13 protein-coding genes are annotated in these 12,002 nt (G+C 61.8%); 2 read left to right on the top strand and 11 right to left on the bottom strand.

Going from position 1 to position 12,002, the window contains the following annotated elements:
- Positions 1–4 precede the first annotated feature (4 nt).
- From NEK97_RS02285 to NEK97_RS02320, 8 genes are read right to left on the bottom strand one after another with little or no spacing between them, the layout of a single operon-like run.
- Positions 5–991 (bottom strand): NAD(P)-dependent oxidoreductase, encoded by a 987-nt coding sequence (locus NEK97_RS02285; RefSeq protein ID WP_257368242.1) that lies wholly within the window; start codon positions 989–991, stop codon positions 5–7.
- A gap of 26 nt (positions 992–1,017) precedes the next feature.
- Positions 1,018–2,535: an aldehyde dehydrogenase gene (locus NEK97_RS02290; RefSeq protein WP_257368243.1), complete on the bottom strand. Its 1,518-nt coding sequence runs from the start codon at positions 2,533–2,535 to the stop codon at positions 1,018–1,020.
- Positions 2,536–2,546: 11 nt separating this feature from the next.
- The gene (locus NEK97_RS02295; protein ID WP_257368244.1) at positions 2,547–3,650 is read right to left on the bottom strand and encodes a mandelate racemase/muconate lactonizing enzyme family protein; all 1,104 of its coding nucleotides are present in this window, start codon (positions 3,648–3,650) and stop codon (positions 2,547–2,549) included.
- Between the two features lie 5 nt (positions 3,651–3,655).
- Positions 3,656–4,165: a formaldehyde-activating enzyme gene (gene fae, locus NEK97_RS02300; RefSeq protein WP_257368245.1), complete on the bottom strand. Its 510-nt coding sequence runs from the start codon at positions 4,163–4,165 to the stop codon at positions 3,656–3,658.
- A gap of 2 nt (positions 4,166–4,167) precedes the next feature.
- Positions 4,168–5,100, bottom strand: a complete 933-nt coding sequence (locus NEK97_RS02305; protein WP_257368246.1) for a glycine betaine ABC transporter substrate-binding protein — start codon at positions 5,098–5,100, stop codon at positions 4,168–4,170.
- Between the two features lie 26 nt (positions 5,101–5,126).
- Entirely contained in the window at positions 5,127–5,912 is a 786-nt protein-coding gene (locus tag NEK97_RS02310) for an ABC transporter permease (RefSeq protein ID WP_257368247.1), read from the bottom strand.
- On the bottom strand, positions 5,909–6,928 hold the full coding sequence (locus NEK97_RS02315; protein ID WP_257368248.1) for an ABC transporter ATP-binding protein: 1,020 nt from the start codon (positions 6,926–6,928) through the stop codon (positions 5,909–5,911). The genes NEK97_RS02310 and NEK97_RS02315 overlap by 4 nt, the downstream gene beginning before the upstream one ends.
- Positions 6,921–7,646 (bottom strand): ABC transporter permease, encoded by a 726-nt coding sequence (locus NEK97_RS02320; protein ID WP_257368249.1) that lies wholly within the window; start codon positions 7,644–7,646, stop codon positions 6,921–6,923. The genes NEK97_RS02315 and NEK97_RS02320 overlap by 8 nt, the downstream gene beginning before the upstream one ends.
- A gap of 80 nt (positions 7,647–7,726) precedes the next feature.
- Between NEK97_RS02320 and NEK97_RS02325 the strand changes: the two genes are divergently transcribed.
- Positions 7,727–8,635 (top strand): IclR family transcriptional regulator, encoded by a 909-nt coding sequence (locus tag NEK97_RS02325; RefSeq protein WP_257368250.1) that lies wholly within the window; start codon positions 7,727–7,729, stop codon positions 8,633–8,635.
- 43 nt (positions 8,636–8,678) lie between these two features.
- On the opposite strand, the gene NEK97_RS02330 is transcribed toward NEK97_RS02325, so the two are convergent.
- Entirely contained in the window at positions 8,679–9,353 is a 675-nt protein-coding gene (locus NEK97_RS02330) for a DUF1345 domain-containing protein (RefSeq protein ID WP_257368251.1), read from the bottom strand.
- 148 nt (positions 9,354–9,501) lie between these two features.
- Here NEK97_RS02330 and NEK97_RS02335 point away from each other — a divergent pair, with 148 nt between their 5' ends.
- Positions 9,502–9,741, top strand: a complete 240-nt coding sequence (locus tag NEK97_RS02335) for a hypothetical protein (protein WP_257368252.1) — start codon at positions 9,502–9,504, stop codon at positions 9,739–9,741.
- A gap of 9 nt (positions 9,742–9,750) precedes the next feature.
- On the opposite strand, the gene NEK97_RS02340 is transcribed toward NEK97_RS02335, so the two are convergent.
- On the bottom strand, positions 9,751–10,758 hold the full coding sequence (locus NEK97_RS02340; RefSeq protein WP_257368253.1) for an intradiol ring-cleavage dioxygenase: 1,008 nt from the start codon (positions 10,756–10,758) through the stop codon (positions 9,751–9,753).
- 247 nt (positions 10,759–11,005) lie between these two features.
- Positions 11,006–11,947, bottom strand: a complete 942-nt coding sequence (locus NEK97_RS02345) for a LysR family transcriptional regulator (RefSeq protein WP_257368254.1) — start codon at positions 11,945–11,947, stop codon at positions 11,006–11,008.
- Positions 11,948–12,002: the final 55 nt, after the last annotated feature.

The raw sequence follows: 12,002 nt of genomic DNA on the forward strand, positions 1-12,002 counted from the left end.
GTGATCAAGCTCCTTCTGCTGCGATACCGGCGGCGGCTGCGGGCGTCCGCAGTTGCACGCCAATCGCATCTTCGTAAAGTTTCACGGGGGTCATCTCGCCGGCTTTGTCGCCGTAGAGGGCTTTGGCCCTGCGGTAGAGCTGCTCTACCAGACCGGACAATTCCATGGGGACACCGACTGACCGGGCCAGGTCCACAGACAATCCGAGGTCCTTGCACGCCAACGCAATTGCGAAACCTTCGTCGTAGTCGCCGTGGTTGAGGATGGACAGGACATCGTTCTGGACGAAATTGGAATTAGCCGGGCTCGCAATAAGGGCCTGACGCAGAACTTCCAGGTCCACACCGGCTTTCACTCCAGTGCTGAGGACCTCGGCTGTGGCTACCAGATGCGAGAACCACAACTGGTTGATCATGAGTTTCACCGCGTAGCCGGCGCCATGGCCACCCACGTGCAGGATCCGTTCAGGATCACCCATCGCTTCGAACACGGGCCTGAGGCGGTCGACGTCGGCCGCGTCGCCGCCGATGAAAATCTGCAGCATGCCGTTGGCGGCACCCACGGACATACCGCTGACCGGGGCATCCAGGACGCGGATGCCGCGGGCCGAACCCGCTTCGCAGACCCTGTCTGCCACCTCCGGAACCGATGTGGACATGTCCACCCAGGTGCCGCCGTCGGGCAGTCCTGCAAGGATACCGCCGGGTCCCATGGCCACCGCTTCAACGTGCTTGGGCGTAGGGAGCATGGTGATGACGACGTCGGAGCCGGCCGCGACGGCCGCGGCGTCGTCTGCCCATTCAGCGCCGTTGGCGAGGAGCCCGGCAGCGGATTCCCGGCGCACATCGTTAACGATCAGCTGGAATCCCGCGGCTTGGAGATTGCGGGTCATACCCGAGCCCATGTTGCCGAGCCCGATAAAGCCAATGCGGGAGGTACCGGGCGCGAGGGGTTGTGTTTTCGTGCCGGAAACGTGCGTTGTTGCAGTCATGGAGAGTCTCGATTCAGGCTGGGTGGTCAGTCGTCCAGGGCTGCGTCGCCCAGGTTGATCCAGGTTGTTTTCAATGCGGAGTAGGCGTCCAGGGCATGCAATGAACGGTCCCGGCCAAAGCCCGATTCCTTGAAGCCGCCGAAGGGAGTGATGATGTCCGCGACGTCGAAGGTGTTCACCCACACGGTGCCGGCGCGAAGCTCGCGGGCGGCGGTGTGTGCCTTGGTGATGTCCTGCGTCCACACGCTGGCGGCCAGGCCGTACTTGGTGTCGTTGGCCATTCGGATGCCCTCAGCGGCGCCGCGGAACGTCGATACCGCCAGTACCGGCCCGAAGATCTCCTCCTGACCGATGCGGCCGGCGTTGTTGACCCGGTCCAGGACGGTCGGTTCCAGGTAATAGCCATTTTCGACGCCGTCAGGGTGTACTCGGGTGCCGCCGCTCGCGACGGCGATGCCCTCGTCGTCGGCGACCCTGTAGTAGCCGAGGATGCTTTCAAGCTGGCGGTCATCGATGATCGCGCCGATCTGCGTGGCAGGATCCAGCGGGTCGCCAAGCTGCAGCGACCGCCCCACCTTGATGACCTCCTCCAGCAACTCGTCGTGGACGCGTTCGTCCACCAGGAGCCGGGACCCGCCGTGGCAGGTCTGCCCTGCGTTGTAGAAGATCCCCCAGGCCACGGCCGACGCGCACGCGCCGAGGTCTCCGACGTCGTGAAGTACCACTTGCGGCGACTTGCCACCCAGCTCCAGCGCAACCTGCTTGCCGTTCGATTCGGAGGCATAGCGCTGGAAGTACCGGCCCACTTCGGGTGAGCCCGTGAAGGTGATCTTGTCCACGAGTTCGTGCCGGCCGAGTGCGGCGCCGGCGATATGGCCCAAACCTGGGACCACGTTGAACACGCCGTCCGGCACGCCGGCTTCCGTGGCGAGCTCAGCAAGGCGCAAAGCCGTCAGGCTGGTCTGCTCAGAGGGCTTGAGGACCACGGAGTTTCCGGCCGCCAGCGCAGGAGCTACCTTCCAGGCAGTGATGATCAGCGGGTAGTTCCAAGGAACCACGGCGCCGATCACGCCCAGTGGCTCCCGCGAGATGACGGCGAGTGCGTTGCGCGGTGTAGGTGCGACGTCGTCGTAGACCTTGTCCAGGGCCTCCGCGTACCAACGGAAGGTCCTCGCGCAGCTGGGGACATCGACGGCGAGCGCGTCGCTGATCGGGTGGCCGGCACCCGTGGATTCGAGGAGAGCGAGTTCTTCGAGGTTTGCCAGGATGAGGTCAGAGAGCCGGGTGAGGACAGCTTGCCGGTGGCGGCGGTCCGTTCGGGACCACACGCCATCTTCGAATGCACGGTGCGCAGCATGGACAGCGTCATCAACGTCCTGATCCCCCGCCGCCGCTATGTGAGCCGTGACGGAGCCATCCCGCGGCGAGACCGTGGGGAATGTTTCGCCGCTGCGTGCGGCGCGGAAACCGCCGTCGATAAACAGTCCCGTTGCTGGCTGTTGGGCCTCCGCCCGCTGGATCCAGTCGTTCTTGGTTGTTGCCATGTCGGTGTTCCTTAGACTGAGTACTTTTTGACGGCGTCGTAGTCGATAACGGCGCCAAGGCCCGGCAGGTCAGGCACGCGAAGCGCGCCATCGTCGTCGATGTCCAGCGGTTCCATGAAGAAGTCGCGGCGCTCCGGGGTCCAGCCGGGCGGGTCATAGGGGAATTCCAAGTATGGACCCGCGTCAACCCCAGCGGCCACGTGCAGATTGGCCAGCAAGCCCAAGCCGTTGCTCCATGTGTGCGGTGTGAAGAAACGGTGCTTCAGGTTTGCCGTGTCGGCCACTTGACGGGCGCGGTACATGCCCACCGCCAGGGCGACGTCCGGCTGGTAGATGTCGTAAGCGTCGGCTTCGATGAGAGCCATCATTTCCGGCATGCTGCGCACCATCTCTCCGCCCGAGACCTGGATGCCAGTCTGTTCGCGGACACGCTGCGCACCCTTGATGTCAGCCTGCGGCAGCGGCTCCTCGAGCCAGCGGACATCCAACTCCGCCAGTTGCGCTGCCAGGCGGTGCACCTTGGCGAGTTCCAAGGCGGGTTCGATGTCCCCGCTCATGCGCCACATCTGGTTGAGGTCCACCATCAGGTCGAAGTCCTTGCCCACGGCTTCCCTGGCAACGCGGACGGACTCCACGCCTTCGTCCAGATGATCACGGGAGATACGGATCTTCATGGCTTTGAATCCACGGTCCTTGGCTGCCAGCGCAGATTCTGCCCGGGCGGCCGGGGCCTTCAGCTCGCCCGAGGAAGCGTAAGCCACGAGCCTGTCCTGGGCACCGCCGAACAATGTTGATACGGGCAGCCCGGCAACTTTGCCGATGATGTCCCACAGGGCCGCTTCGAGGGGCCAGTAGCGGCCGCCATGGAAGTTGATGGTTTCAATCCGGCGGACCTGATTGAGGATGGCCATCGGGTCGGTTCCGATGAACAGGTGTTCATAGGCTTCGAACCCGTCCATGGTGTCACCGGAGCCAACGCCGGTGACACCTTCGTCGGTCTCCACTTCCACCAAGGTGGCGGGAAAGGCAGTGCGGGGTTCGGGATCCCACGCCGCGTTGAACGGCGGATCCAGTGGCAGGACCATGCGGGTCAGCCGGATTGCGGTGATCTTCATTGCTGTCAGCCTCGTGGGGTAAAGAAGGGGTTGGACGGGGAGTTGCGTGCTTCGATCACTTCTGATGTGGATGGGAGGTTCTTGGCCCCGTTCTCCAAAGCAGTCCGGACGGACTCACGGTTATTGCGGTAGACGGCGTCGTCGTCGTCGGCGTTGGGATTGACCCACACGGCGGCGATCAGCGCGTGGGAACCGGCCTGCTCGTCGGTGAGGATACCGTCGGCTACGGCATCTGCCACGCCCGCGGCGATTCCAGCCTGCGCTGCGCCCCAGATGAGGTTGCCGTGGTGGTCATTGGCCGGGGCAGCCTTGGTGACGAAGAGCGTCAAAGGCTTTACCGGGAGCGAGGGGCGGAGGACGGCCACGAACGGAACGTGGCCTGCACTCGGGGTTGCAAGGGCCGTGGCCCAAGCGGTTCCCGCGGGTCCGTTCCGATGTCCCAGGACGGTGTTCACGTGCGCTGCGTTGACTCCGTCCCCGATGAAGGACTCACCAATCTGGATTTGCTCGGTCATACCTAGGCCAGCCCTTCAGATTCGAGCCAATCCTTGGCGATGTCTTCGGGATCTTCGCCGTCCACATCGGCTTTGGCGTTCAGTTTCTGCATGACCTCGGTAGTCAGCTTGGGCGAGACTTTGGCCATGATGTCGGCGATGGCCGGGTATTTGGCCAGAACGTCGGCCTTGATGGTCAGGGCTCCCTGGTAGATCGGGAAGAAGCTCTTGTCGTCTTCCATGACTTGGAGCTTCAGTGCGGGGATACGGCCGTCTGTTTCGAAGACCTCGCCGAAGTTGCAGTCCTGGCCCTTCTGGGTAGCCGTGTAGATGACGCCGGTGTCCAGCATCGACACCTTGGCGTCCGGGCTCAAACCGTACTCTTTGCGCAGTCCCGGCCAGCCGTCGTCGCGGGTTGAGAACTCGCTTTCCATGCAAAATGTCTGCTCGCTGACCGGGAGCTTGGCCACATCCGAGAGGCTCTTAATACCGAGCTCCTTGGCCTTTTCTTCACGGATAGCGAAAGCGTAGGTGTTGTTCAGCGGTGCAGGGTCCAGCCAGGCAATGCCTTTCTTGGCGTCGGCGTCCTTGACTGCCTTGAACATGTCCGCCTTGTCCTTGATGGGCGTGGTCTGCTTGTTGTAGGTAATCCAGGAAGTTCCGGTGTATTCCCAGTAGCCGGCGAACTGGCCAGTCTCAAACGCCGTGCGGACGTTTGCCGAGCCCACCACGCTGGTGTTGGTGGTGGTCTGCGCACCGTGGGCGTTGAGGACCTGGCTGGTGATGTGGGACAGGATGAACTGCTCGGAGAAGTCCTTTGCACCGAATACACCGGTCAGGCCTTCCAGTTCCTTGCTGTTTGATGCGCTGGAGCTTGAAGCTGAGCCGCCGCAGGCTGTGAGGCTCAGTGCCACGGCAATACCGGTGGCCAGGAGGGCCATTGCGGGTTTCTTCATGATGTTGTCCTTAAGAAGTAGGAAAGTCAGATGCCTTTGGGCTTGAGCAGGTCTTCGGCGAGGCCTGCAAGCCAGTCGATGGTGAGGGCAATACAGGAGACGACGACGGCGCCTGTGATGAGGACCGGCCATCTCTGGAGCTTGAGTCCGTTGACGATCATGTCGCCCAGGCCCCCGGCATTGATGAACGTGGCCACAGTTGCTACGCCGACGCAGAACACCAGCGCAGTCCTCAAGCCGGCGATGATGACCGGGACGGCCAAAGGAAGTTCGATCTTGGTCAGCACTTCCAGCGGACGCATGCCCATGCCCCGGGCGGCTTCCGTGAGACTGGAGTCAACCTGCTGGAGTCCCACCAGGGTGTTCCGCAGAACGGGGAGGACCGAATAGGCCACCAAGCCAACAAGCGCCACCTCGAAGCCGGTCTTCCACACGATGGCCAGCAGGATCACCAGGCCGATGGCCGGCGTTGCCTGCCCCACATTGGCAATACCGAATACCACCGCGTGCACGGCCTTGGAATGCACCCTGCTCAGTGCGATGCCCGCAGGGACCGCAATCAGGGTCACAATGGCGGATGCGGTAACGGTCAGCAGGAGGTGCTCCCTGGTCCGGTCCGCAAGGTAGTCCCAGTTGAGGGTCCGCAGCTCGATCGAATCAAGGGACAGTGAGGAGAGCCAGGCCAGCAGTGCCAGCAACGCCAGGACTATGATCAGGGGCGTTCCGAAGCGCTTGAAGGAAAAGTATTTGCCCTTGCGGTTGGAGGCAGTGCCGAAGGATGTCGCCAGGTCCTGCGTTGCCTGTGCAGTCATGGCCGAACTCCCAAGGCAAGGGCGGACGGAACAATCTCGGCTCCCAGGACAGCGGAGATCCGCTCTATATCGATGGAGCCCACAGCCCGTCCGGTTTGATCCACCACAGCAACGGGAACGCCACCGGACAGGACCAAGGCATCCAACGCATCGCGAAGAGAGTTCTGAACGCCCACGCTCAGGGCAGTTGGTGCCGCTGCCGGTCCCAGCGTCGCGTGGCTCACCGGGATGGGTCCCAACCGCTTGAGCGCCGCTCCGTGCCCTACGAACTGAGAGACGTAATCGTTGGCCGGGTTGGCCAGGATGTTTGCCGGGGTATCGAACTGCTCGATCTGTGAGCGTTCGGACAACACCGCAATCCGGTCGCCCAGGCGGACAGCTTCATCAAAGTCGTGGGTGACGAACACAATCGTCTTGCTCAGCTTCTCCTGCAGGCGCAGGAATTCGCTCTGAAGCTTTTCACGGGTGATGGGGTCGGTCGCTCCGAACGGCTCGTCCATGAGCATTACGGGCGGATCAGCCGCCAAAGCCCGGGCGACGCCAACACGCTGCTGTTGTCCACCGGAGAGCTGGCGCGGGTAGCGGGAGGCGAACGTTTTGGGATCAAGCTCGACGACGGCCAGCAGCTCCTCCACCCGATCCCGTGTACGCTTCTTGTCCCAGCCCAGTAGCTTGGGGACCACAGAGATGTTCTCTGCGATGGTCATGTGCGGGAACAAGCCGATTTGCTGGATGACGTAGCCGATCCTTCGGCGAAGTTCGTTGGGATTCAGGGACAGGACATCTTCACCATCGATGGTGATGGAGCCCGTGCTCGGTTCGATGATCCGGTTGATCATCTTCATGGTGGTGGTCTTGCCGCAGCCGGAGGGGCCTACGAACATGATCAGCTCACCGGGAGCGATATCCATCGAGAAGGACTCGACGGCGGGAATCACCTGGCCGGGATACGTCTTGGTGACGTCTTTGAGGACAATCCGGGCGCCGGCGGCCGGAGGGGTTGTTGTTTCAGACACGAAGTCCCCTTGAGGTAGTAACGCGGCGGATGAGCACGAACGCGCCATCCAGCAGCAGGGCTAGGACAATGACACCGACGGTTCCCACGACGGCGAAGTTCAGGGCGTTCTTGGATCCCAGGCTCGATAGACCCTTGAAGATCATTTCCCCAAGGCCCGGCCCGCCCACGTAGGCAGCGATCGCTGCGATTCCCATGGAGAGTTGGGCCGAGACGCGCACCCCTGTAAGCACTACAGGCCAGGCCATGGGCAACTGGACACGGAACAACGTCTTCACCTTGCCCATGCCCATTCCGAGCGCGGATTCGGACACGGCTGCCGGCACTTCGCGCAAGCCCACCACCGTGTTGCGGATGATGGGAAGGAGGGCGTAGAAAGCCAGACCCACGATGGTGGGGGTCCAGCCCAGCCCCAGCACGGGGATGAGGAGCGCCAGCAGTGCCATGGACGGAATGGTCAGTCCGACGCCGGCGCCGGCGATAGCCAACGAGCGGCTGATGGGCTTGTTCCAAACAAGGACACCGACCCCCACACCGATGACCGTTGCAATGAGCAGGGAAACCAGGACAACCACCACGTGCTGGGTGGCGGATTCGGCGATGTCCGCCGACCTCTTGGTGAGGAACTGTCCAAGATCAGACAGGAAAGAGTCGTTCAACGTGATCCTCCTTTTCACTTCATTGGGGTAAGGATCGGCGCTCACATCTCCGTGAGCCATGACACAACCGTAAAAGTCCAGTTCCCTTTTGCGCAATGCATGTTGTGGAAATGTCAACGCTCTCCGGATACTATCGAAGTATGACCAGATCAACCAAGGAGACAGCCGTGAACGACACAGGCACCCCCAGGCGCAACTCCTCCGGCCTCCGCAGGGATTTGGAACTGCTGGAGATTCTGGGTTCCCCGGAGGCCGTCGCAGGAGGCGGGTTCGGAGTAAACAAGGTTGCGGAGATCACAGGGCGGGACAAAGCCCAAGTCTCCCGGACGCTCGCGACCCTGGCGGAAGCAGGCCTGGTTAGCCGGGACGCTGAGAGCCTGCTCTACACCCTTGGGCACAGCCTTTACGCCCTGGCCGCCCGGACTACCGAGGCACGCATGGTCAGCGCGTCGGCGCAGTACCTCAAGCGCGTGGCGACTGCGACTCACGAAACCACACACCTCTGCGTACTACGTGGGGGCAGCGTCCTCACACTCAAAAGTGAGATGTCCAACCACACCTACAGGGCGCTGGGCTGGGAAGGCGTCAGCGTTGACGCGTGGAGCACTTCGGCGGGCAGGGTGCTGGTCAGTGATTGGGATGACGCTGCATTGAAAGACTGGTATGACACACACACTGCCGAGGCCAAGGCTGGAGTTCGACCTGATCGCCAGGACCTCTCGCCGCTCGCCCTTCAATCGGGCCAAGGCCCGTCAACTGGAGATCCCGTATTCAAGATTCAGTCGTTCGAGGACCTTCGCAGGGAGATCACTCTTATCAGGCGGCAGGGATATGCGGTGGTGGACGAAGAATTCGAGCTCGGCGTTGTAGGAGTCTCAGCACCCGTCTTCGACTTCAAGCAACGCGTGGTCGCAGCATTCAACGTCAGTGCGCCCAAGCAGCGGTTCGGACGTCACCTGGACCAGGCCGGAGTGCTGGCCGCTAAAGTCGCCCGGGAATTCTCCATGGCGCTCGGGGCCTCCTCCGCCAGTGACTTGGACCGCAAGTAGCCGGGCCAGTCGGGAGGATCCTGGAGCGTCAGTGCTGGGGTCCCTAGCGAATCAGTCCGGCGACGAGGTTGATGGTGGTAGCGAGGACGATGGTGCCAAGGAGGTAGGACAGCAAAGCCTGGCGCAGAACTGTGGTGCGGATTGCGTCCGTCTTCAGGTCGGTGTCCGAGACCTGGAAGGTCATACCAACTGTGAAGGCAAGGTAGGCGAAATCCATGTAGCGCGGTTGTTTGCTTTCGTTGAAGTCCACACCGGTTTTGTCCCGGTAGTAAATGGATGCGTAGCGCAAGGTGAAAAGGGTATGGACAAGAAACCAAGAGAGTGCCACGCTGCCAACGGCCATGGCGATGATGGCGGCCTTTTTGCCTCCCTCGGCGTCGGCAGCGTCCAGCAGAATCAAAGCAACGCCGGCGAAACTGGCAATCGTTGCACTCAGCACCAGCGCATCCGCCCCTGCCCGTCCAGGGTCTTCGCGCCGGGCGTGTGCGGCTGTCTCAGATGACTGTAGACGGCCTATGACCGTCCAGACCCAAACCAGATACGTTACGGACGCCGCGGCCCATCCCATCGCCGGGGCATAGGCCCAAGACTTCAGCAGACCGACCATTAAGGCAGTTACCAGACCCACGGCGATCATCACCGCGACCCGAAGTCTCGAGTGATGCGCCGTTGTATCAAAGTCCCGTTCGGGCTTGGCGGAGCCGTTGCTTTCGGTCATATCCGATCATCTCATCAGGAACGTCATTTCCCGCGTTGTTCCACTGAACTGCATGAGTTTTGGGCCCCCGCCGGCACTGGGTCCAGCGAGGTCACAAGCCGGGAGGGCTTCGTCCTCGAAAAGGTAATAGCCCATCAAAGCTGTCTTCATGGACCGGAAGACCGGCTGCACCGCGGTAAGTTCCCATGAACCGGACGGCGCCAGGGGCGATCTCCTTAGAGCGACCGGAAAACTGAAGCCCGCGCACTACAGCCCGAGCAATGTGAAGGAATCATCGACCGCATCCCGCAAGATCGCCCTGGGCCACGCGCTGCTTTCTTACTTCTTCGCCACCTTCGTCGTCGCAGTAGCCATCAACCTTGTCGTCAGCCAGGGACAGTCCGGTTGAACGGTCCGCTTAGGCAGGCGGGGCGCCGGTGGGTGGATTCCCGCCAGGGCCCCCTCCGTTTGGTGGCATCGCTCCGCCTGGGGCGCTGCCGGCACTTGGAGTGGTGGTGGTGTCGACGGCGGCGGTAAGGGCCACCTGGTAGCCGGAAGTGGTGTCGCCGGTAACCTGTCCGAGTTGCAGCGCACCTCCATCGTCCCCGAAGACGTTGTCCGAGGTCAGGCTTACCCGGGAAAGGTTCGAGCTTGAACCCTTGTATTCAGACAGTGCGTACACCTTTTCGCTGATGTCCTGGGGCAACGCGACTTGGGACGTTGCGATTGCCTTCGTTGAATCAGTGATGTCTTCCACGGCGGGGTACACCTCGAAGTGGATATGCGGCCAACGCCCCGTGTAACAGGCCGGGTAAATGGACGTGTAGCTGACTTTCCCATCGCTGTCGGCGACCTGCACTCCGCGGAGGTAGGTTTCGTTCTGGATGCCTTGGGAGTACATCGAATACCCGCCCTCGGCATTGCAATGCCACACATAGACAGCGGCGTTCTTTAAGGGGACACCACCGTTGGCCATGTCAAGGATTGTGAGGGTGAGCGTCATGGGCACGCCAGCCGCCATGGTCCCGCCGCCGATGCTGGAGCGGATGTCACTTCGCACGATGCCTGAATTCTCAAGGACATCCGCACCGTTGGAACCATCACCAGGGTAGGGCCCGGCAGTCTCGTCAGGAATCTCCGTCAAACCCGAAGTGCCCGTGGAGGACCCAGTGGAAGCGTTGGCCGTGGAACTGGCGGCCGGGGTCTGGGCATCGATGCTTCCTGTGCTGCCGGGTGAGCAAGCGGCAAGGGCTACGGCTCCCATGCCCGCCCCGAATATCCCTAATATCGACCGGCGGCTTACCAAAGTCCCGATGTCGAAGGCAACGCCTTGATCGACGACTTCGTCGTCGACGCGGTGTAGCGCCCGCCCCTCATACATGGGACCGTTGATGGTGTACTCGGGTTCAGGGATTCTGCTGCTCATGGTTCCTCACTCGACTGCTGGTATCAATGCTTACAGCCTTCATTGGCAATCAAGGGTCGGACTGTGGTGAAGCTGTGTTGCGCCTTTGAAGCGTGGAGATGGTCTGGACATCGAGTTGGAACTACGCGACGAGACGTGGGTAGTCCGCCGGTTCTTCATCCGTGATCCTGCTGGCCGGGTTATAAGCATCGCCAGCCACATCAGACCCTAGATCATCTCCTCCCCCACTCCGCCCACTCAACTGCCGTCAGTCGAGCAGCGCTACGCCAAACTCTGCGACGACAGCCCGCAACTCCCCGAGGTAGCGCTGCGCCTGGTCGGTTAGCGGAATTGCGGCGTGGCCGATCCAGCCGATCTCGATGCGTTCGTCAACGTCGAGCGGGATGGCGACGATCTCCGGGTCGAGCTGCCCGCTGATGATGCCCGTCGAAATCGTGTAGCCGTGGAGCCCGATCATGAGGTTGAAGATCGTGGCGCGGTCAGAGACCCGGATCTCCTGCTTACTGGACAAGGTGGAGAGTATTTCCTCGGCGAAGTAGAAAGAATTGTTCGCGCCTTGATCGAAGGTCAACCGCGGCAAGCCGGCGAGATCATCGAGGTTCGCACGCTCCTTTGCAGCCAGCGGGTTCTTCCGTGAAATGAATATGTGCGGATCGGCGAGGAAAAGCGGAGTGAACGCGAGCCCGGACTCCCTGAGCAGCTTGTCGATGACTTTCCGGTTGAAGTCGTTCCGATAAAGGATGCCGATCTCGCTGCGGAGTGTCCGGACATCCTCGATGATGTCCCAGGTGCGGGACTCCCGAAGTGAGAACTCGTATTCGGCTACATCAGAGGCCTTGACCATCCGGACGAAGGCGTCCACCGCGAACGAGTAATGCTGCGTTGACACCCCAAGCAGACGACGCCGCGGCGGCCTGCCAAGGTAGCGCTGCTCAAGGAGGGCGAACTGCTCCACGACCTGCCTCGCGTAGCCGAGGAACTCTACGCCGTCGGCGGTGAGGGTGACTCCGCGGGCGGAGCGAACCAGGAGCGAACGGCCAACCCGGGCCTCAAGGTCCTTCATCGCGGCGGACATGGTCGGCTGGGCTACATAGAGAAGATCGGCGGCTGCGGAGATCGATCCCTCAGCTGCAACTTCGATGAAGTAACGGAGCTGCTGCAAGGTCAATCCGCTCGAAATTTGGGCCATAGGGAGATTCTATATGCGCGCATAGCAACCACTAGTTACCTGATAGCCCTCGGAA

It is taken from the genome of Paenarthrobacter sp. UW852 (assembly GCF_024608385.1).
Classification (GTDB): domain Bacteria; phylum Actinomycetota; class Actinomycetes; order Actinomycetales; family Micrococcaceae; genus Arthrobacter.

What these genes read in the sequence shown, in the direction of transcription:
- NEK97_RS02285 (WP_257368242.1), bottom strand. Translation starts at nt 991, where the DNA reads ATGACTGCAACAACGCACGTTTCCGGCACGAAAACACAACCCCTCGCG.
- NEK97_RS02290 (WP_257368243.1), bottom strand. Translation starts at nt 2,535, where the DNA reads ATGGCAACAACCAAGAACGACTGGATCCAGCGGGCGGAGGCCCAACAG.
- NEK97_RS02295 (WP_257368244.1), bottom strand. Translation starts at nt 3,650, where the DNA reads ATGAAGATCACCGCAATCCGGCTGACCCGCATGGTCCTGCCACTGGAT.
- fae (WP_257368245.1), bottom strand. Translation starts at nt 4,165, where the DNA reads ATGACCGAGCAAATCCAGATTGGTGAGTCCTTCATCGGGGACGGAGTC.
- NEK97_RS02305 (WP_257368246.1), bottom strand. Translation starts at nt 5,100, where the DNA reads ATGAAGAAACCCGCAATGGCCCTCCTGGCCACCGGTATTGCCGTGGCA.
- NEK97_RS02310 (WP_257368247.1), bottom strand. Translation starts at nt 5,912, where the DNA reads ATGACTGCACAGGCAACGCAGGACCTGGCGACATCCTTCGGCACTGCC.
- NEK97_RS02320 (WP_257368249.1), bottom strand. Translation starts at nt 7,646, where the DNA reads ATGGCTCACGGAGATGTGAGCGCCGATCCTTACCCCAATGAAGTGAAA.
- NEK97_RS02325 (WP_257368250.1), top strand. Translation starts at nt 7,727, where the DNA reads ATGACCAGATCAACCAAGGAGACAGCCGTGAACGACACAGGCACCCCC.
- NEK97_RS02330 (WP_257368251.1), bottom strand. Translation starts at nt 9,353, where the DNA reads ATGACCGAAAGCAACGGCTCCGCCAAGCCCGAACGGGACTTTGATACA.
- NEK97_RS02335 (WP_257368252.1), top strand. Translation starts at nt 9,502, where the DNA reads ATGGACCGGAAGACCGGCTGCACCGCGGTAAGTTCCCATGAACCGGAC.
- NEK97_RS02340 (WP_257368253.1), bottom strand. Translation starts at nt 10,758, where the DNA reads ATGAGCAGCAGAATCCCTGAACCCGAGTACACCATCAACGGTCCCATG.
- NEK97_RS02345 (WP_257368254.1), bottom strand. Translation starts at nt 11,947, where the DNA reads ATGGCCCAAATTTCGAGCGGATTGACCTTGCAGCAGCTCCGTTACTTC.